Annotated in this window: 32 protein-coding genes; 2 read left to right on the plus strand and 30 right to left on the minus strand. The window is 61.4% G+C overall.

Translation table 11 applies throughout. The annotated features are described in order from the left end of the window. Positions 1-7: 7 nt before the first annotated feature. The 30 genes from prfA to rplC form a co-directional block, all read right to left on the minus strand. Positions 8-1105 (minus strand): peptide chain release factor 1, encoded by a 1098-nt coding sequence (prfA, locus tag ACGVKB_RS05965; protein ID WP_392350354.1) that lies wholly within the window; start codon positions 1103-1105, stop codon positions 8-10. A gap of 21 nt (positions 1106-1126) precedes the next feature. Next, positions 1127-1360, minus strand: a complete 234-nt coding sequence (gene rpmE / locus ACGVKB_RS05970) for a 50S ribosomal protein L31 (protein WP_392350355.1) — start codon at positions 1358-1360, stop codon at positions 1127-1129. 41 nt (positions 1361-1401) lie between these two features. Continuing rightward, the gene (gene rpsI / locus ACGVKB_RS05975; protein WP_392350356.1) at positions 1402-1803 is read right to left on the minus strand and encodes a 30S ribosomal protein S9; all 402 of its coding nucleotides are present in this window, start codon (positions 1801-1803) and stop codon (positions 1402-1404) included. Next, on the minus strand, positions 1800-2252 hold the full coding sequence (rplM, locus tag ACGVKB_RS05980) for a 50S ribosomal protein L13 (protein ID WP_392350357.1): 453 nt from the start codon (positions 2250-2252) through the stop codon (positions 1800-1802). The genes rpsI and rplM overlap by 4 nt, the downstream gene beginning before the upstream one ends. A 141-nt stretch (positions 2253-2393) precedes the next feature. Continuing rightward, positions 2394-3290 (minus strand): tRNA pseudouridine(38-40) synthase TruA, encoded by an 897-nt coding sequence (gene truA / locus ACGVKB_RS05985; RefSeq protein WP_392350358.1) that lies wholly within the window; start codon positions 3288-3290, stop codon positions 2394-2396. A gap of 20 nt (positions 3291-3310) precedes the next feature. After that, complete coding sequence (gene rplQ, locus ACGVKB_RS05990; RefSeq protein ID WP_392350359.1) at positions 3311-3661, minus strand: 50S ribosomal protein L17; 351 nt, start codon at positions 3659-3661, stop codon at positions 3311-3313. 50 nt (positions 3662-3711) lie between these two features. Next, positions 3712-4650, minus strand: coding sequence for a DNA-directed RNA polymerase subunit alpha (locus tag ACGVKB_RS05995; RefSeq protein ID WP_392350360.1), 939 nt, complete (start codon positions 4648-4650; stop codon positions 3712-3714). 50 nt (positions 4651-4700) lie between these two features. Continuing rightward, positions 4701-5093 carry a 30S ribosomal protein S11 gene (rpsK, locus tag ACGVKB_RS06000; protein ID WP_392350361.1) on the minus strand — a complete coding sequence of 131 codons (393 nt, stop codon included), beginning with the start codon at positions 5091-5093 and terminating at the stop codon, positions 4701-4703. Positions 5094-5153: 60 nt separating this feature from the next. After that, the gene (gene rpsM / locus ACGVKB_RS06005) at positions 5154-5519 is read right to left on the minus strand and encodes a 30S ribosomal protein S13 (protein ID WP_392350362.1); all 366 of its coding nucleotides are present in this window, start codon (positions 5517-5519) and stop codon (positions 5154-5156) included. A gap of 106 nt (positions 5520-5625) precedes the next feature. Beyond that, complete coding sequence (gene rpmJ / locus ACGVKB_RS06010; protein WP_255089371.1) at positions 5626-5739, minus strand: 50S ribosomal protein L36; 114 nt, start codon at positions 5737-5739, stop codon at positions 5626-5628. 46 nt (positions 5740-5785) lie between these two features. Then, positions 5786-6337, minus strand: coding sequence for an adenylate kinase (locus tag ACGVKB_RS06015; protein ID WP_392350363.1), 552 nt, complete (start codon positions 6335-6337; stop codon positions 5786-5788). A 47-nt stretch (positions 6338-6384) separates the two neighbouring features. Continuing rightward, entirely contained in the window at positions 6385-7704 is a 1320-nt protein-coding gene (gene secY, locus ACGVKB_RS06020) for a preprotein translocase subunit SecY (RefSeq protein WP_392350364.1), read from the minus strand. Between the two features lie 106 nt (positions 7705-7810). Next, positions 7811-8263: a 50S ribosomal protein L15 gene (gene rplO / locus ACGVKB_RS06025; protein WP_392350365.1), complete on the minus strand. Its 453-nt coding sequence runs from the start codon at positions 8261-8263 to the stop codon at positions 7811-7813. Positions 8264-8269: 6 nt separating this feature from the next. Then, positions 8270-8908, minus strand: coding sequence for a 30S ribosomal protein S5 (gene rpsE / locus ACGVKB_RS06030; RefSeq protein ID WP_392350366.1), 639 nt, complete (start codon positions 8906-8908; stop codon positions 8270-8272). A 14-nt stretch (positions 8909-8922) separates the two neighbouring features. Beyond that, on the minus strand, positions 8923-9291 hold the full coding sequence (rplR, locus tag ACGVKB_RS06035) for a 50S ribosomal protein L18 (protein WP_392350367.1): 369 nt from the start codon (positions 9289-9291) through the stop codon (positions 8923-8925). Positions 9292-9324: 33 nt separating this feature from the next. Further along, positions 9325-9864 carry a 50S ribosomal protein L6 gene (gene rplF, locus ACGVKB_RS06040; RefSeq protein ID WP_392350368.1) on the minus strand — a complete coding sequence of 180 codons (540 nt, stop codon included), beginning with the start codon at positions 9862-9864 and terminating at the stop codon, positions 9325-9327. Between the two features lie 14 nt (positions 9865-9878). Further along, the gene (rpsH, locus tag ACGVKB_RS06045) at positions 9879-10280 is read right to left on the minus strand and encodes a 30S ribosomal protein S8 (protein ID WP_392350369.1); all 402 of its coding nucleotides are present in this window, start codon (positions 10278-10280) and stop codon (positions 9879-9881) included. 19 nt (positions 10281-10299) lie between these two features. After that, positions 10300-10839 (minus strand): 50S ribosomal protein L5, encoded by a 540-nt coding sequence (gene rplE / locus ACGVKB_RS06050; protein ID WP_392350370.1) that lies wholly within the window; start codon positions 10837-10839, stop codon positions 10300-10302. 41 nt (positions 10840-10880) lie between these two features. Continuing rightward, complete coding sequence (gene rplX / locus ACGVKB_RS06055) at positions 10881-11237, minus strand: 50S ribosomal protein L24 (RefSeq protein ID WP_392350371.1); 357 nt, start codon at positions 11235-11237, stop codon at positions 10881-10883. A gap of 2 nt (positions 11238-11239) precedes the next feature. Beyond that, the gene (gene rplN / locus ACGVKB_RS06060) at positions 11240-11605 is read right to left on the minus strand and encodes a 50S ribosomal protein L14 (RefSeq protein WP_392350372.1); all 366 of its coding nucleotides are present in this window, start codon (positions 11603-11605) and stop codon (positions 11240-11242) included. Next, positions 11602-11895, minus strand: a complete 294-nt coding sequence (rpsQ, locus tag ACGVKB_RS06065) for a 30S ribosomal protein S17 (RefSeq protein ID WP_392350373.1) — start codon at positions 11893-11895, stop codon at positions 11602-11604. Before rpsQ ends, rplN begins: the two co-directional genes overlap by 4 nt. A 17-nt stretch (positions 11896-11912) precedes the next feature. Then, positions 11913-12122 (minus strand): 50S ribosomal protein L29, encoded by a 210-nt coding sequence (gene rpmC / locus ACGVKB_RS06070; protein WP_392350374.1) that lies wholly within the window; start codon positions 12120-12122, stop codon positions 11913-11915. A gap of 2 nt (positions 12123-12124) precedes the next feature. Further along, complete coding sequence (gene rplP / locus ACGVKB_RS06075) at positions 12125-12598, minus strand: 50S ribosomal protein L16 (RefSeq protein ID WP_392350375.1); 474 nt, start codon at positions 12596-12598, stop codon at positions 12125-12127. A 16-nt stretch (positions 12599-12614) separates the two neighbouring features. Next, a complete protein-coding gene (rpsC, locus tag ACGVKB_RS06080) occupies positions 12615-13343 on the minus strand; it encodes a 30S ribosomal protein S3 (protein ID WP_392350376.1) in 729 nt (242 codons plus the stop codon). 18 nt (positions 13344-13361) lie between these two features. Then, positions 13362-13727, minus strand: coding sequence for a 50S ribosomal protein L22 (rplV, locus tag ACGVKB_RS06085; RefSeq protein WP_392350377.1), 366 nt, complete (start codon positions 13725-13727; stop codon positions 13362-13364). Positions 13728-13731: 4 nt separating this feature from the next. Then, positions 13732-14007: a 30S ribosomal protein S19 gene (rpsS, locus tag ACGVKB_RS06090; RefSeq protein ID WP_392350378.1), complete on the minus strand. Its 276-nt coding sequence runs from the start codon at positions 14005-14007 to the stop codon at positions 13732-13734. 35 nt (positions 14008-14042) lie between these two features. Further along, a complete protein-coding gene (gene rplB / locus ACGVKB_RS06095; protein ID WP_392350379.1) occupies positions 14043-14906 on the minus strand; it encodes a 50S ribosomal protein L2 in 864 nt (287 codons plus the stop codon). Between the two features lie 15 nt (positions 14907-14921). Beyond that, positions 14922-15224, minus strand: coding sequence for a 50S ribosomal protein L23 (locus ACGVKB_RS06100; RefSeq protein ID WP_392350380.1), 303 nt, complete (start codon positions 15222-15224; stop codon positions 14922-14924). Next, a complete protein-coding gene (gene rplD, locus ACGVKB_RS06105) occupies positions 15217-15852 on the minus strand; it encodes a 50S ribosomal protein L4 (protein ID WP_392350381.1) in 636 nt (211 codons plus the stop codon). The genes ACGVKB_RS06100 and rplD overlap by 8 nt, the downstream gene beginning before the upstream one ends. Further along, on the minus strand, positions 15852-16508 hold the full coding sequence (rplC, locus tag ACGVKB_RS06110) for a 50S ribosomal protein L3 (RefSeq protein ID WP_392350382.1): 657 nt from the start codon (positions 16506-16508) through the stop codon (positions 15852-15854). The genes rplD and rplC overlap by 1 nt, the downstream gene beginning before the upstream one ends. Positions 16509-16904: 396 nt before the next feature. Here rplC and ACGVKB_RS06115 point away from each other — a divergent pair, with 396 nt between their 5' ends. Further along, the gene (locus tag ACGVKB_RS06115) at positions 16905-17366 is read left to right on the plus strand and encodes an NAD(P)H-quinone oxidoreductase subunit N (protein WP_392350383.1); all 462 of its coding nucleotides are present in this window, start codon (positions 16905-16907) and stop codon (positions 17364-17366) included. Continuing rightward, positions 17333-18379, plus strand: a complete 1047-nt coding sequence (locus ACGVKB_RS06120) for an LdpA C-terminal domain-containing domain (protein ID WP_392350384.1) — start codon at positions 17333-17335, stop codon at positions 18377-18379. The genes ACGVKB_RS06115 and ACGVKB_RS06120 overlap by 34 nt, the downstream gene beginning before the upstream one ends. Positions 18380-18387: the final 8 nt, after the last annotated feature.

Raw genomic sequence — 18387 nt, forward strand, 5'->3', positions numbered from 1 at the left:
GGTCGCATCAGCTGTCCTCTTGCTCGCTGAGTGAGGCCAGCTTCTGGCGTTGTTCTTCGGCCTGGCAGGCACCGATCACATCCTCGAGCTGTCCCTCAAGCACTGGATCGAGAGAGAAGTTGCGGCCGAGTCGATGGTCCGTGGCTCGGTTGTCCTTGTAGTTGTACGTCCGGATTTTTTCGGAGCGGTCTCCACTGCCGACCTGGGCCCGGCGATCACTGCTTTCCCGTTCCGCGGCTGCGGCCTGCTCCCGTTCCAGCAGCTTGGCGCGAAGGATCTCCAGAGCACGTTCGCGGTTCTGGAGCTGGGAGCGTTCCTGGGTGCAGAACACCCGGATTCCTGTGGGTTTGTGCAGCAGATCGACGGCGGTTTCAACTTTATTGACGTTCTGACCACCGGCACCACCGGAACGTGCCGTGCTGATGTCCAAATCCTTGGGGTCCAGTTGGACCTCCACCGCGTCTGCCTCTGGCATCACGGCAACGGTGGCCGTCGAGGTGTGAACGCGGCCTTGGGATTCGGTGGCGGGAACGCGTTGAACGCGATGGACGCCGGCTTCAAATTTCAGCTGACTGAACACGCTGTCCCCTTTCACGGAGAGGATGAGTTCGCGAAAACCGCCGAGGTCGGCTTCGGTGCTGCTGACCGGCTGGACGGACCAACCGATTTTTTGGCTGTAGCGCTCGTACATCCGAGCCAAATCACCGGCCCAAAGGCAGGCTTCATCCCCCCCTGCCCCAGCTCGGATTTCCAGCATCACGCTGCGTTCGTCGCGGGGATCACGGGGCAACAAGGCCACCGTGAGACGTTCGACCAAGGCAGTCCGTTGCTCATCCAGAAGGCTGAGCTCATCCTGCGCTAGGGATTCCATGGCCGCGTCGCCGCGGCTGTCCTTCAGCAGTTGCTTGGCGTCAGCGTGCTCTTTGTCCAGACGCTGAAGCTGTTCAAAATCAAGGACAAGCGGCTCAAGACGTGCACGTTCCCGTGCAATCGTCTCGAGCCGCTTGGGATCGGACGCGACATCAGGATCAGCCAGTTGACGCTCGAGGGAGCGAAAACTGGCTGACGCTGTTTCAAGCCGCGTAATCAGGTTCGAGGCGTCCATGCCCCGCTCCTAACGAACAACTCAGGAGTCGGCGTCGTCTTTTTTCTTGCCACCCATGCCGTACTTGCGCATGAAGCGGTCCACACGTCCCTCGGTGTCGAGGATCTTCTGGGTCCCGGTGAAGAAAGGGTGGTTGCCGCTCCAGACGTCGACATGAATCTCGGGCTGGGTGGAACCAGTGGTCATCACCACTTCGCCGTTGCAGATCACCTTGGCATCGGGGTACCAGGTGGGATGAATCTCGGGCTTGGGCATGGTTGTTGAGTTCTGAAGCGGAAACAGTGCAAGCGGCTGAATCAGCGCTTGGAGAACTGAGGAGCCTTACGAGCTTTCTTGAGGCCGTACTTGCGACGCTCCTTGGCACGGGGGTCACGGCTGAGGTGGCCTTCCACCTTCAGGGGCTTGCGGTTGTCAGCTGACAGTTCGCACAGGGCACGGGCAGCACCCTGCTTGATGGCACCAGCCTGGCCGGTGAGACCACCACCACGCACATTGACCAGGACGTCGTACTCAGTGGTGAGTCCGAGGGTGTCCAGGGGAGCCTTCACCGCTGCGATGTAGGCAGGGTTGTAGTTCAGGTAGTTATCACCTGGACGACCATTGATCGTGATCGTTCCATTGCCGGGAACGAGGCGGACCCGAGCGACGGAGGTTTTACGACGACCGGTGCCCCAGTAGACGACGGAATTGGTGCTCATTTGGCGGAAGCGGCGGGATCAAGCTTGAGGGGCTGGGGCTGCTGGGCGGCATGGGGATGCTCGCTGCCCTTGTAAACCTTGAGCTTCCGGAACATCTGGCGCCCGAGGGCGTTGTGGGGAAGCATGCCTTTGATGGCCTTCTCAACGATCCGCTCGGGGATGCGCTCTTGAAGAGCCTCGAAGGTTTCGACCTTCATGCCGCCGGGACGACCGGAATGACGGCGATACAGCTTCTGTTGGGGTTTGCGGCCGCTGACCTGAATCTTTTCAGCGTTCACAATCACCACGAAATCACCCGTATCCATGTGCGGAGTGAAGTTGGGATTGTTCTTGCCGCGCAGAACTGCAGCGACTTCGGTGGCTAGGCGACCGAGGGTCTGATTCTCGGCGTCCACCAGATACCACTGGCGGTCGATCGAATCAATCGGGGGAAGTGAGGTCTTGTTCATCGCGCCGGCAGGCCGGTTCGGAGGTGCCCCGTCACAAACGGCGGAGCTGGGCAGGTTGGTCCGGTCCGAAGCCGGACCTGACTGGAGCTCAAGGGTCGAGCTTACTCTTTGGCGGTTCCTGGTCTTTGAAGACAGGAATGCTCAGAGATCCTGGTTGATTGCTTTCGGCAAAGTCGGCGGATCCGGAGGTGGATCGCTTTCAGCCAGAAAAAACCACGGTTGGCAATCGTACCAGCCGGCTCTGCTGAACAGCTCCTGGGGGTAGCCGGCCCGCAGCAGGCACAGGCCATGGGGCGGCGCCGCCTCCTTGACCAGATCGCGGCGACGTTGTTTCCAGCGCGCTTCAAAGGCGTCTGGACTGAGGCGATGCTCTCCGACAGCGACGAGCTGGGCCATCAGCAGGCGAACCATGCCGTAGAGGAAGCCACTGGCTTGAATTTCGATGCGGAGCAGGTCTCCCTCCCGCTGGACCTCCACCTCCTGCACGGTGGTTCGGGCATGGGCTCGTCGGCTTCCGGTTCGCATGAATGCGGTGAAGTCGTGCAGCCCGAGCATTCCCTTGAGCGCCCGTTGCATCTCGTCCTGGTCCAGCCGCAACTGGTACCGGTGCCAGCTCCAGGGGCTCAGGAACAGATTGGGCCGTCGACCGTTGTAAATGGTGTAGCGGTATCGCCTGTAGGTGGCCGAGTAACAGGCATGCCAATCGAAGGGGCAGGCCACCGATTCCCGCACGCGAATGCTGCCGGGCAGTCGACCGTTCAGAGCAGGGGCCCATTTGCCGGCAGGAATTCGGTCGCTGCAGTCGAAATGAACGACCTGCCCCGCTGCGTGCACTCCTGTATCGGTGCGGCCGGCAGCAAAGGTCTGGATCAGCCGGTCGGGCTCCAGCTGCTGGATGGCGCGTTCTAATTCAGCTTGAACGCTGTGGCCGTTGCGTTGCCGTTGCCATCCGCAAAAAGCAGAACCCTCGTACTGCAGGCTCAGAGCGATCCGGCGTAAGGCTGGATGCTCTTCTGCAGACGAGGGTTCCTGAGTCAATGGTCAGAGGTGACCCGAGATCAGACCAATTCGATGATCGCCATCTCAGCGTTGTCACCACGACGGGGGACCGTGCGGGTGATGCGGGTGTAGCCACCTTTGCGATCGCTGTAGCGATCGGGGGCTTTGTCAAACAGGGCGTGCACCAGCTGCTTGTCGTAGATGTACCCCATGGCACGGCGACGGGAGGCCAGGCTGCCGTCCTTGGCGAGGGTGATCATCCGTTCGGCTTCGTCGCGCAGGGCTTTGGCGCGAGCTTTGGTCGTGGTGACCCGACCCTCACGGATCAGCTGGGTGGTCAGAGCGCGCAGCATGGCTTTGCGCTGGTCAGCTGGGCGACCCAGCTGGGGAACACGGCATTGGTGACGCATGGATTTGGCGGGAGCGTTGGCGGAACGGAGTGTTGATCAGACTGACGTGATCAAGCCGAAGTGCGGCTTTGGGGAATGGAGATGCCGATCCGCTCGAGAGCCTCGATCACTTCATCGGCCGACTTGGAACCGAAGTTTTTGATCTCCAGCAGATCTTCATAACTGAAGCCCATCAGGTCGGACACGGAGTTGACCTGAGCGCGCTTGAGGCAGTTGTAGGCACGCACCGACAAATTGAGCTCTTCAAGCGGAATCTGTGCTTCGGCTGAAGGCTCGGGCTCAACGCCAGGCTCCTCAACCAAGGTGACGGTGGCCAGCGGTTGGAACAACTCAATCAGTTGATTCGCAGCCTGGGCGAGGGCGTCATCCGGGGTGATGGAACCGTCGGTGACGATTTCAATCCGGAGACGTTCACGGGCGGAACCGCCTTCTGCAACAGCGGTTTCGTCGATCGTGAAGTTCACCCGACGCACCGGCATGAACACAGCATCGATCTGCAGCAGATCGATGGCGGAGGTGTCTTCGTTGTGGCGATCGACAGGGCGATAACCAACACCGCGTTCGACATGAACTTCGATTTCCAGGCTGTGACCATCGGCCACGGTGGCGATCGGACGGTTGCCGTCGACCACCTGAACCTGAGAGGAGAACTGCAGGTCGCTGGCGGTGACTTCAGCGGGGCCGGCAACAACCAGACGGCCGATCTCGAGATCGCCAGAGCGGCTGTTGACCGACAGCTGCTTGCAGTTCAGCAGGATGTCGAGGACATCTTCACGAACTCCAGGAATCGTGGCGTACTCATGGTTGACACCAGCGATCCGAATCGCGGTGACGGCACTGCCTTCAAGGCCGCCCATCAGGACGCGCCGCAGCGAATTACCCAGGGTCGTGGCCTGGCCACGCTCGAGAGGGCCAATCAGGAAAACGCCGTTTTGGGCGCGATCCTCGGCAACCTGATGCTCGATGCGATCGATCTGATACTGCAGCACGGTCTGATGCGGAATAGTGAGCGGGAACCGGTAAAAACTGTCGTGTCGGCTCAGACGCGACGGCGCTTGGGCCGGCGGCAACCGTTGTGGGGCAGCGGTGTGACGTCGCGAATCAGCGTGATTTCGAGGCCAGCGACCTGAAGTGCACGGATTGCGGTTTCACGACCTGAGCCAGGGCCACGGACCAACACTTCGATCTGACGCATGCCTTGGTCGAGCGCGCGACGGGCAGCGGCTTCAGCTGCGGTTTGAGCGGCAAAGGGAGTGCCTTTACGAGCACCTTTGAATCCACTTGCACCAGCCGAAGACCAAGCGATGACTTCGCCAGCGGTGTCGGTGATCGAAACGATCGTGTTGTTGAAGGTGCTCTGGATGTGCGCAACCCCATTGGGCACATTGCGCTTGGCCTTCTTGGGGCCGGATTTCTTAGCGGTTTTGGCCATGGGCCGAGGAATGTCTGGGGCGGAGGGGTCAGTGGTGCCTCAGAGCGAGGCAGTGGGGCCTTACTTCTTCTTGCCGGCCACGGTTTTACGAGCACCGCGACGCGTGCGTGCATTGGTGCGGGTGCGCTGGCCACGCACCGGCAGGCTCATGCGGTGACGGCGACCACGCAGGCAGCCAATGTCCTGAAGACGCTTGAGGGCCATGCCCTCCTGACGACGGAGATCACCCTCGATGGTGAACCCTTCGGTGGCTTCACGGAGCTTCTGGATGTCGCCATCCTCGAGGTCCTTGACCCGGGTGTCAGGGTTCACGCCCGTCTGGGCGAGGATGGTCTGGGCCCGAGTCAGGCCGATTCCATAGATGTAAGTGAGGGAGACTTCAACTCGCTTGTCACGAGGGATGTCAACGCCGGCGATCCGTGCCACGGAGATTCAATCGAGGAGGGACAAAGGCCTCCGTGGGATCGGAGGCGGGAAGGGGCTACACAGTTCTGAAGTCAGCTGCGTAGCGTGAATGCAAGTCGGCCAGGCTTCAGCCTTGGCGCTGTTTGTGCTTGGGGTTGGGGCAAATCACCATCACCCGGCCGTGGCGACGAATCACCCGGCACTTGTCGCACATTTTCTTGACTGAGGCGCGCACCTTCATGAGGCGTGGCTCTCCAAATTTCCAAACGGCAACAGTACCACGCGGGTCAACTCAACACGGCGGTGATCCGTTCGGTGATGGCCTCAACGCTGCCTTCGGCTGGCACAGAGATCAGTAGCCCTTTGGCCTTGTAGTAACTGATCAGTGGAGCCGTTTTCTCCCGATAGACCTCAAGCCGATTGCGAATCACCGCTTCGTTGTCATCGGCCCGTCCGCGGGACAGCATCCGTTCAATCAAGACGGCGTCGTCGAGCTCGAGCAGGACCACCGCCTCGATCGGCTGTTCGAGTTGCGCCAGCAGGGGTTCTAGGGCTTCGGCCTGAGGCACGGTTCGGGGGAAGCCATCCAGAAGCCAGCCGCCACCCGTGAGTGCCTTCATCTGGCTTTCCACGATCGCGAGCACCAGGGCATCGCTGACGAGCTCACCTCGGTTCATGACGGCTTCGGCTTCCTTGCCGAGCTGCGAGCCTGCGGCCACTTCCGCACGCAGCAGATCTCCTGTGGAGAGGTGCTTCATGGCATGGCTCTCGCAGAGTCGTGCCGCTTGGGTGCCTTTGCCAGCGCCTGGAGGGCCGAGGAAGAGAAGGCGGGTTTTCATGGTCTTGGTGGATGGTCGAAGAATGAGAGGCGAGGTACAGCCGGGGGTTATTGCCGAACCAATCCCTCGTAACGCTGCGAAATCACGTAGGTCTGCACCTGTTTGGCGGTGTCGATCGCCACGCCGACAAGGATCAGCAGCGAGGTGGCGCCGAGACCACGGAAGGTCTGCACCTGCGTGGCCCGTTCGACAGCGGCGGGGATGATCGCCACCGAGCCGAGGAAGAGGCCCCCGAGCAAGGTGAGGCGGTTCTGGACGCCCGACAGATAGTTGGCCGTTGCACTGCCTGGTCGCACCCCAGGAATGGCGACACCACCACGCTTGAGATTGGTGGCCATATCGGCGGGGTTGACCGTCAACGAGGCATAGAAATAGGAGAAACCCAGAATCAGCGCGAAGAAGGTCAGGGCGTAGGGCCAGGGATTGGTTGCGCTGGGGTTGAGCGCTGAAGAGATCCGTGCCAACCACTCATTTTTGGTGAGGTTGGCGATCGTGAAGGGGAGAAAGATCAGTGCAGACGCGAAAATGATCGGCATCACACCACCGGCATTCAGTTTCAGCGGCAGGTAGCTCTGCCGTGACGGAAGCACGCCGGTTCCGCCGATCTGGCGCTTCGCGCTCACGATCGGGATCCGTCGCGCGCCTTCCTGCACGAAGATGATTCCCACGATGGTGACGAGGAACACCAGGACCAGGACGATGATCCCGAGCACGGTGGCGCGTTCCCCGGTCTGGGCCGCCTCGATGGTTGCACTGAGGGTTCTCGGGAGTGACGAGACGATGTTCAGGAAGATGACCAGGGAGGCACCCTGACCAATCCCTCGCTCGGTGATCACTTCACTGATCCACATCACCACCATTGAGCCGGTGACCAGGGCCAGTGCTGTCTGCACGATGAAGACCGTGTCACTGATCCCTTCAAGGGCGTATTGCCGCAGGATGGTTGCGAAGACGATGCTCTGCAGCAATCCCCAACCCAGCGCCACGTAGCGGGTGATCTGCGCGATCTTTCGACGTCCCGCCTCGCCCTCGTTTTTTTGCAGATCCTCGAGCTGGGGCAAGGCTGCGGTCAGCAGCTGCAGGATGATCGAGGCATTGATGAAGGGAAGAATTCCCAGGGCAAAGATCCCCAGCGTGGAGATTCCTCCCCCCGTAAAGATGTCCAGGAAACCGATGAGGTCGGTTGCACCGTCGGTGAACTGTTTGAAGGCGACCCGATCGATGCCTGGAATCGGGATGTAATTGCCAAGTCTCACCAGCAGAAGCAATCCCAGGGTGGTGAGGACGCGATTGCGCAGACCAGCGTTGGTGAACAGCTGGCTGATCACTTCGGCGGCGTTGGGGTTGCGACCCCGACTGACGAGCATGTCCGAGAGAAATGGGTTGGGCTTGATGCAGCGAAGCCGCCCGCAGACCGAAGTCCAACGGACGGCTCAGAGCCTAAGGCTGAGTTGAGACCAGGGGGGCCTGAATTCAGTCCAGGACTTCGCAGGTGCCGCCGGCGGCTTCGATCTTGGTGCGGGCGGAGCCCGTGAAGGCCGCCGCTTGAACGGTCAACTTCACTTTGAGATCACCATTCCCGAGCATCTTCAGTGGGTGCTTGGGGCTGGTGACGATGCCGTCCTTGACCAGGGAGTCGAGGTTGACGGTGCTGCCGTCCTTGAGGTCGTTCAGCGCCGACACATTCAGCACAGTGAAGTGCTTCGGGTTGACCAGGGGGAAGTGCTTGAGCTTCGGGACCCGGCGGTAGAGGGGCATTTGGCCACCTTCGAAGCCCGGACGGGTCGGACGGCCCGAACGGGACTTCTGGCCACGCATACCAAAGCCGCAGCTCGCGCCCTGGCCGGCGGCGATGCCGCGGCCCTTGCGCAGTTTGCGGCGACGTGCGCCCTTATTGGGTTTGAGGGAATCGAGTCGGAGAGTCATCGCGAATCAGGAGTAGATCTGCTCGAGGGAGATTCCCCGTTCCTTGGCAGTCTCCTTGTGGGTGCGGAGACTGGACAGGGCCACCATGGCAGCCCGTGCATTGTTCAGGGGCGTCTTGCTGCCCAGGCGCTTGGCCAGGACATTTTTGATGCCGGCCAATTCGAGCACGGTGCGGATGGAGCCGCCCGCAATTACACCGGTACCGGGAGCTGCGGGGCGAATCAGGACGCTGGCAGCACCATCGCGACCGTTGGAGAGGGTCGGAATCGAGTTGTGGCGGGTCAAAGGCACCTTCACCAGGTGCTTTTTGCCGTCAGCAACGCCCTTGCGGACGGCACCGATGACATCACCGGCTTTGCCGACGCCAACACCGACTTGGCCTTTTTCGTTGCCGACGACGACGATGGCCCGGAAGCTCATCTTTTTGCCGCCTTTCACGGTTTTGGACACGCGGCGAATTTGCACCACGCGCTCCTGCCATTCGGAGTCACGCTCTTGACCGCGTCGGTCACCACGGCGGCCACCGCGACGGTCACCACGGCCACCGCCACGGCGCTGTTCCTGCTGCTGACCTTCGGCCGCTGCGGGAACGTCGGCCGCGCCCGGCACGGCGTTGGAATTGGTCTGGGGGGAGGAATCGGTCATGTTGAGAGCAGGGATCAGAATTGAAGGCCCGCTTCCCGGGCGGCGTCAGCGAGGGCCTTGATCCGGCCGTGGTACAGATTGCCGCCACGGTCGAAGACCACCTGCTGGATGCCTTTGGCAATCGCGCGTTTGGCGACGAGTTCGCCAACGGCAGTCGAGGCATCACAGCTACCACCGTTCGTCTTCAGACCGGTGCGCAGCTCTTTGTCGACGGTCGATGCCGAGCAAAGTGTGCTCTGGGCATCGTCGTCGATGACCTGGGCGTAAATGTGATTGTTGGAGCGGAATACGGCGAGTCTCGGACGTTCCGAGGTGCCGTTGATGTGGCGACGCAGGCGCCGGTGGCGCTTCTGCGTCTGCTGCTTGCGGGACAGTTGGGACATGGTGGGTGAAGGAGAGAAACGTCAGGACAAGGCTTATTTCTTGCCGGACTTGCCCGCCTTGCGCAGGATGCGCTCGCCCTCGTATTTGATGCCTTTGCCCTTGTAGGGCTCGGGGGGGCGGATGGCGCGGACCTTGGCGGCTTCATTGCCCACCAGTTCCTTGTCGATGCCGGAGACGGTCACCTTGGTGTTGTTTTCCACCTTGAAGGTGATGCCTTCAGGGGCTTCCATCTCGACGGGATGGCTGTAGCCAGCACTGACCACAAGGGTTTTGCCTTTGACCTGGGCACGGGAGCCCACACCGACGATCTCCAGGTTCTTGCTGAACCCGTTGCTCACACCTTCCACCATGTTGGCGACGAGGGTGCGGCAGAGGCCGTGGCGCTCACGGGAGGTGCGCTTGTTGCTCGTGGGGGCAACCACGATGCTGTTGTTGTCCTGAGTCACAGTGACACCGTCGGGGAGGGTGCGCTGCAGCTCGCCTTTGGGACCCTTCACCGTCACGGTGAGACCGTCGAGGGAGACGCTCACCTTGTCGGGAAGAAGAACAGGATTTTTGCCGATACGTGACATGGTTCAGCTCCGGATCAGTAGACGTAACAGAGCACTTCGCCACCGACGCCCTCGCGACGGGCATCGCGGTCGCTCATCACACCTTTGGAGGTGGAGATGATGGCGACGCCGAGTCCGCCGAGGACCTTGGGAAGGCCACGGGTGTTCTTGTAGATGCGAAGACCGGGCTTACTCACCCGTTGCATCGAACGGATGGTGGGCTGGCGGTGCTTGCCGCTGTATTTCAGTGCCAGCACCAGTTCGGTGCGCACTCCTTCACCCTGCTCGCTGATTTCGGAGATGAAACCCTCCTGTTGCAGCACCTTGGCGATGCTGCGGGTCATCCGCGATGCGGGAATCTTGGTGGTCTCGTGACGCTTCTCACTCGCATTGCGAATGCGGGTGAGCATGTCGGAAATGGGGTCGTGGTTAGCCATAGGTGTGGACGGGGAGGGCTCAGTTGCTCTGGAACGGCATTCCCATCTCGCGGAGGAGGGCCCGGCCCTCTTCATCCGAACGGGCGCTGGTCACGATGGTGATGTCCATGCCCCTGATGGCCTCGATCTTGTCGAAAGAGATCTCAGGAAAAATGATTTGTTCCCGCACCCCGAGGGTGTAGTTGCCACGACCGTCGAAACTTTTCGGGCTCACGCCACGGAAGTCACGGATACGGGGCAGCGCAAGGTTGATCAGGCGCTCGAGGAAGGCATACATGCGGTCGCCACGCAGGGTGACGGCACAGCCGATCGGCATGCCCTGGCGAATCTTGAAGCCGGCGATGGCTTTCTTGGCTCGGGTGATCACCACTTTTTGACCGGTGATCTGAGCGAGCTCATTCACCGAAGCCTCAAGAGACTTGGCGTTGGCAGCAGCTTCACCGAGGCCCCGGTTAACGGTGACTTTGAGCACCTTGGGGACTTCGTGGATGTTGTCGAGGGAGAGATCCTTCTTCAGCTTGGGCTGAATGGTCTCCCGGTAGCGCTTTTTGAGTGACATTGCGGGGTACGGGGGCTTCTGGTCTTGGTCAGAAGTCGGGGTCAGTCGAGGACTTCACCGGTTTTCTTGAGCCGACGCTTTTTGGTTCCGTCGCTTTCCACGACGATTTCAACGCGGCTGGCCACTTTTTTGGCCGTGGAATACAGCATCACGTTGGAGGCATGCAGAGATGCTTCCTCCGTGACAATGCGTCCGGACTCGCCTTCTTGGCTTGGCTTGACATGGCGCGTGCGCATGTTGATGCCCTGAACGATCACGCGGTTCTCGTTGGGCAGCGTGCGGAGCACTTCACCTGTTTTGCCTTTGTCCTTACCGGCAATCACCTGAACGGTGTCGCCCTGACGAATGCGCATCTTGGTGCGTTCGACGGACTTGGCGCGGGGGGTTGCAGTCGCCATGGTCAGATCACCTCCGGAGCGAGGGACACGATTTTCGTGAAGTTGCGCTCGCGAAGTTCACGGGCAACGGGGCCGAAGACGCGGGTCCCTTTCGGGTTTTTGTCGTCGTTGATGATCACGGCGGCGTTGTCGTCGAACCGGATCGAATTACCGGTGTCGCGACGCATGGTGGCTTTGGTGCGCACCACGACGGCCTTGACCACGTCGGATTTCTTGACGCCCATGTTGGGCATCGCATCCTTCACCGCGGCCACGATCACGTCACCGACGTGGGCATAACGACGGTTGGTGCCCAGCACACGAATGCACTGGATGCGCTTGGCGCCGCTGTTGTCAGCGACGTTCAAATAAGACTCCTGCTGAATCACTGGCTCACCTCCTGGGCGGGAGCGTCAGGGGATGCGGCCTCAGCTTTGGGGCTGTGGCTCAGCACTTCAGCGATGGCCCAGCGCTTGTGGCGGCTCATCGGGCGGGTTTCGGTGATTCGGACCCGGTCACCGACGCGACAGGCGTTGTCTTCGTCGTGAGCCTTGTAACGGGTGGTGCGGCTGACCGTCTTTTGGTAGATGGGATGGGGGAAGCGGCTTTCAACCGCAACCACCACTGTTTTCTCCATCTTGTCGCTGACGACGGTGCCGACCCTTTCCTTGACTGCCATGGGTACAGAGAGGGGGTTCAGGAAGCGGTGGAGCGCTGGCGCTCCGATTGCACCGTCAGCAGCTGGGCCAGCTTGATGCGGACCTCTTTGAAACGGTGCGTGTTGGTGAGCTGGCGCGTGGCCTGCTGGAAGCGGAGTTCGAACAGTTCGCGGCGAAGACCGTCGATCTGTTCGTTGATGTCCGCGTCAGACAGCTGACGCACATCGGCGGCGTTGGGACGGGCCATGGTCAGGACTCCACGGTGGCGGCAGCAGAAGCGGCCGGTGCAGCTGCATCGGCTTGCTTCGATTCATCCAGCTGGATGAATTTGGTTTTCACGGGAAGCTTGTATTGCGCAAGACGCATGGCTTCACGTGCGATTTCGGGGGTGATTTCGTCACCACCCATTTCGAAGAGGATCCGGCCCGGCTTGATCACAGCGACCCAGAATTCCGGGTTGCCTTTACCGGAACCCATCCGGGTTTCAGCCGCACGCATGGTGACGGGCTTGTCCGGGAAGATGCGGATCCAGATCTTTCCGCCACGCTTGACGTAGCGGGTCATGGCACGACGGCTGGCCTCGATCTGACGCGAGGTGATCCAGCCGCACTCTTGGGCTTGCAACGCAAACTGACCGAAGGCAATGGTGTTGCCACGGGTTGCAACGCCGCGCATGCGGCCACGTTGCTGTTTGCGGAATTTGACGCGTTTTGGACTCAGCATGGTTCAGGCCTCCTGTTCAACCCTCGTTTGAGCGGTCTTCGAACTGTTGGGGCCGACGGCTGGCCCTGCGACGCGGGGACGCTCCAACAGGCATCGGCTGGGCTTCGTCGCTCAGCACTTCGCCTTTGAACACCCACACCTTGATTCCGAGCACGCCGTAGGTGGTGGTGGCCACCTTGGTTGCGTAGTCGATGTCGGCGCGGAGGGTGTGCAGGGGAACGCGGCCCTCACGGGTCCATTCCGTCCGAGCGATCTCAGCGCCGTTGAGGCGACCGGACACTTGGATTTTCAGGCCGAGCACGCCAGCGCGTTGCGCACGTTGGACCGCCATCCGAATGGTGCGGCGGAAGGCCACACGCTTTTCCAGTTGCTGCGCGATGTATTCGGCGAGCAGGAAGGCATCGCCATCGACGCGCTCCACTTCGACGACATTGATGCGCACCTGGCGCCCTTTGTCACCGACGGTTTTCTGGATGCCGCTGCGGAGTTCCTCGATGCCGCTGCCTTGACGGCCAACCAGCACACCGGGGCGTGCGGTCTTGAGCTCGACTTCGAGTTGATCAGCCTTGCGAGCGATCAGCACATCGCTGATGCCGGCAGAGCCGTACTTCTTGTGAATGAACTTGCGGATCCGGTCATCCTCTTGGAGGAGGGCCGGATAGCTCTTGCTGGGTGCATACCAGCGGGACCGGTGTTCCTGGGTGATCCCCAGGCGCAGACCGGTTGGGTTGATTTTGTGTCCCATCAGTCAGAACCTCGGGGGTCAGGAATCGGTCTGAGCTGCCACAGCAATGCTGATGTGGCAGGTCTGCTTCTTGATCTGGTAGGCGCGGCCTTGGGCGCGCGGCCTGTAGCGCTTCATGGACGGACCCATGTCGGCGCTGGCCTGGGAGATCACCAGGGAGGAGGGATCGAGGCCCAGGTTGTGCTCGGCATTGGCAACCGCGGAACGAAGCACCTTGGTGATCGGTCCGGTGGAGCGGTAGGGCATGAACTCGAGCATGATCAGCGCGTCGCGATAGGTGCGACCGCGGATCTGGTCGAGAACACGGCGCACCTTCGACACGGAACCGCGGATGAAGCGTCCGTGGGCCTGTGCAGTAGGTGCCGTGGGAGTTGACGTGGTCATGGCGTCAGCGGCCTCCTTTCTTGTCTTTGATGTGGCCCTTGAAGGTGCGCGTGGGTGCGAATTCACCCAGCTTGTGCCCCACCATCTGTTCCGTGATGAACACGGGGATGTGGGATTTGCCGTTGTGAACGGCAATGGTGTGGCCGATCATCATCGGCAGGATCGTGGAAGCCCGAGACCAGGTTTTGATCACCGATTTGTCATCGGTCTCATTTTGCTTTTCAACCTTGCGAAGCAGGCTGTCAGCAATGAACGGGCCTTTTTTGAGTGAACGTCCCATAGCGGATTAAGCAGGCAGCAATACGACGGTTGGCATCAGGAATCGCGTCCGCCACGGCTCCGCTTGGAGGTCTTGCGACGCTTCCGGAGCACGTATCGGTTGCTGGGCTTGTTCCGCTTGCGGGTCTTGAGACCGAGGGCGGGCTTGCCCCAAGGGGTCACCGGGCCGGAACGGCCAATCGGTGCACGACCTTCACCACCACCGTGGGGGTGATCGCAGGGGTTCATCACACTGCCTCGGACCTGAGGACGGCGTCCGAGCCAACGGCGACGACCGGCCTTACCAAGGCTGGTGTTCCGAACTTCAGAGTTGCCGACTTCGCCGAGGGTGGCGTAGCACTCGCGGCGGACGAGGCGAACCTCAGTGGAAGGCAGCTTGAGGGCGACGTAGTCACCTTCTTTGGCCATCACCTGTGCGCTAGCACCTGCGGTCCGAACCATTTGGCCACCGCGGCCGGCATAAAGCTCGACGCAGTGAACGCTGGAGCCGAGGGGCACCGATGAAAGGGGCATTGCGTTGCCGCTTTCAATGGGTGCATCGGGGCCGGAGACCACGGTCTGACCCACCTGAACGCCAGCCGGCGCCAGGATGTAGCGCTTCTCGCCATCGGCGTAGAAGAGCAGTGCCAGCAGCGCATTGCGATGCGGGTCGTAGTGGATGGCTGCGACCTTGGCCGGAATTCCGTGCTTGTTGCGGCGGAAATCGACGACGCGATACAGGCGCTTGTGGCCACCGCCGCGATGGCGGCAGGTGATCACACCACGGTTATTGCGACCCTTACGGCGGTGCTTGGCGACCACCAGGGTGCGTTCCGGCTTGCGGCCGGTGACTTCACTGAAGTCGGTGACCACCCGGGTGCGGGTACCGGGGGTGTAGGGGCGGAAATTACGGATTGCCATGACGATTCAGACCCCTCAGGACTCAGGGAAGAGTTGGATCGAGTTGCCTTCCGCCAGGCGCACCACAGCCTTCTTCACCTGGGCACGTTTGCCGGCGAAGCGGCCCATCCGACGGCTGCGCCGCGGTGGGTTCATGGTGCTGATGCCGGTGACCTTGACATCAAAAAGCTGCTCGATGGCGGCCTTGATGTCCGGCTTCGCGGCGCGGTGGTCAACTTCGAAGGTGTACTGATTCAGCTCGAGGGCACGGGTGGCCTTTTCGGTAATCAGTGGTCGACGGATCACATCCGCCAGACGTCCTTGGAAACGCTCAGTCATCGGCGTAGACCTCCTGGATGGTGGCAAGAGCGTCCTCGCCCAGCACCAAGGCGTTGGCGTGGAGAAGATCGAAGACGTTGAGCTGATTTGCGGCGATCAGCTTGACCTTGTCGAGGTTGCGAACCGAGCGGCGCACAACGTCGGATGGTGAGGTCAGAACGATCAGCACCTTGGCGTCTGCAGCGATGCCGAGACGGCCGAGGGCATCGATGATCTCGCGCGTCTTGGGGGCGTCGAGAGCGGCACCGAAGTCCTTCACCACGGTGACGTCGTCAATGCGAGCCATCAGCGCGGTGCGCAGGGCCAGGCGACGCTCCTTGCGGTTCATCGCAAGGTTGTAGGTGCGGGGCTTCGGTCCGAAGACGATGCCGCCGCCGGGACGCAACGGGGTGCGGATGGAACCCTGGCGGGCCCGTCCAGTTCCTTTCTGCTTGTAGGGCTTGCGACCACCACCACGCACTTCCGACCGGGTCAGGGTGCTTGCGGTTCCCTGGCGGCTGTGGGCCTGCTGACGCAGAACCGCACGGTGCATGAGATCAACGGCTGTGGACTCCTTGGCCACCTTGAGGTCAAGGGTTGCCGAGCCGGCTTCTTTCCCTTGCCAATCACGAACGACACAACTAGCCATCACTTACCTCCTTGAGCGGCTTTCGAGCCCACCCGATTCGCAGGACGAATATTCAGCAGTGCACCAGGCTTGCCAGGAACGGATCCCTTGACCACGAGCAGGTTGCGCTCGGTATCGATCTTGAGAATCGTCAGGCCGCGGGTGGTGATTTTCTTGCCGCCGTAGCGACCAGCCATCCGCTTGCCGGGATAGATCCGACCGGGTGTGGTGCCTGCGCCGGTGGAACCAGGCTCACGGTGGTTCTTCGAACCGTGAGTCATTGGTCCTCGGCTGAAGCCGTGCCGCTTTTGGTAACCAGAAAAGCCACGTCCGACGGTGTCGCCGCTGACATCAACTTTCTGACCAGCTTCGAAGTCGCTGACGGTGACATCGCCGCCAAGCTCGAGACCGTCAACGCCATCAACGCGGTATTCGCGCAGGTGACGCAGAACGGACTCTCCAGACTTGGCCAGGTGACCCTTGGCAGGCTTGTTGACCAGCTTTTCGCGCGTATCGCCAAAGCCGATCTGCACCGCGGAATAGCCGTCGGTGTCGTTGTTCTTGATTTGGGTGATCCGGCAGGGACCAGCTTCGATCAAGGTGACCGGAACTGCTCTGCCCTGCTCGTCGAAGAACTGGGACATGCCCAATTTCTTCCCGAGAATGCCGATTGACATGGGAGGTGGTGAACGCCAGCTGGACAACCACCGACCGAACAATGTCGGGCGGGGCATGACGTACTGATCGTGGAAACGCAGTCGTTTTCGAAATACGAGGTCGATCGATTGAGCGACCCGATTGAATTTCGAATGGAGCTAGCGACGAATCAGCGAGGCTGGGACTTGAAAACCTGGCGCAAGCGCCTTGAGGTTCAGTTTCCCGGCATTGAATTCCGACGAATCCATGCTCTGGCCTTGGGATCCAGCGCTACCGCTGGATCTGTTCTGAGCTCTGGAGGCCCGGCTAGCGGACGGGCACAGAAATACAGAACAAACAACGAACCTACAACACCGCGGAACCCTTCTCTCTTCTGCAGATCTGCTGCCAGACTCACCCGCAGCTCTGGTCGTTCCATGCCTCTGCTTCTCACCGGTCGGGGATTTCGCCGCGATCTTGAAGCCAGTGGATGCCTGGCCGTTCATGCTCCCCTCGAAGGGGGTGCCGAAACGCGTCTCCTGCGCCGGCTGCGGGCAGCCGGCTATCGCACCAGGATGACCTCCGCCCGTGGCCTGGGCGATCCCGAGGTGTTTCTGACCCAGAAGCATGGTGTGCGCCCCCCGCACCTTGGCCATCAGAGCGTTGGTCGTGGCGCCGCCGTCGGTGAGGTCCAGGAGGTTGCTCCGCAGCTGGGAGAGCTCTTTGTCGGCAACGATCCTGTGGCGCTCTGGTTGCTGGAAGGTCAGGTTCTGTCCCGGTCCGAATTGCTGTCGCTGTGTGACCTCTGTCGGCGTGAGCCCCGCCTCAAGATCATCGTTGAAATGGGTGGTTCGAGGAGCCTGCGATGGCAGCCGATGACGACTCTGCTCCAGGGCTAACCCCCGACGCGGCCCTCGGCCAGGGCCGTTGGGTCAAGTTGATCTGCGGTGCGAGCAATCAGGATCTTCCGGCGATTGCCGATCTCAGCGCCGTTTACGCGGTCGCCGGCGTCCATTGCGTTGATGTTGCCGCTGACCCTGCGGTCATTCGCGCCACGCGGATGGGTTTGGATTGGGCGGAGGGCCTGGTTGGGCGACGTCCGTGGCTGATGGTCAGCCTCAGCGATGGTGCCGACCCCCACTTCCGGAAAGCCTGGTTTGATCCCCTCCATTGTCCGGCCGATTGCCCCCGTCCGTGCGCCAGGGTTTGTCCTGCCGATGCCATTCCTGTGGGGGCCGGCGTTGACACGCAACGTTGTTATGGCTGTGGTCGTTGTCTGCCCGCCTGCCCGCTGGGGTTGATCTCCGAGCACGAGCACCAGCTCCCGATTGCGGCCATGGCTGAGCTGCTGCGTGCGGAGCGTCCCGATGCCGTTGAAATTCACACCTCGCCCGGCCGCAGCATCGAATTCGCCGCTGCGGTTGAGGCGCTGGCTGCGTCCGCGTTGCCGCTTCAACGTTTAGCGGTGAGTTGCGGGCTGGAGGGGCATGGCCTGAATCCGGCGGGCTTGGCTGCGGAGCTGTGGAGCCGATACGTCCTGATGCGACGCCATGGGTTCAGGCCGCTCTGGCAGTTGGACGGTCGTCCGATGCGTGGTGACATCGGTGCCGGGACCTCCCGTGCAGCGGTGCAGCTCTGGCGATCGCTTCAAGCGGTTGCGCCTCCAGGGCCCTTGCAGTTGGCCGGTGGGACCAATGCCGCAACGTTGGGTCATCTGGCCCCGGACGAATGGCCTGCTGGCGTTGCCTTTGGTGGGATGGCTCGCCGCGTGCTTCAGCCCTTGCTTCAGGAGGCCCAGCAGCGGCAGACATCCCTGCGGGAATGGCCGGAGGGCTGGTCGGAAGCCGTGACGATCGCCCGGGATTTGGTGGAACCGTGGAGCACGCGACCGACGGTTGGCTTCAGTTGCTAGAAGGCGGT

This window comes from Parasynechococcus sp. (assembly GCF_042954325.1).
Classification (GTDB): domain Bacteria; phylum Cyanobacteriota; class Cyanobacteriia; order PCC-6307; family Cyanobiaceae; genus Parasynechococcus.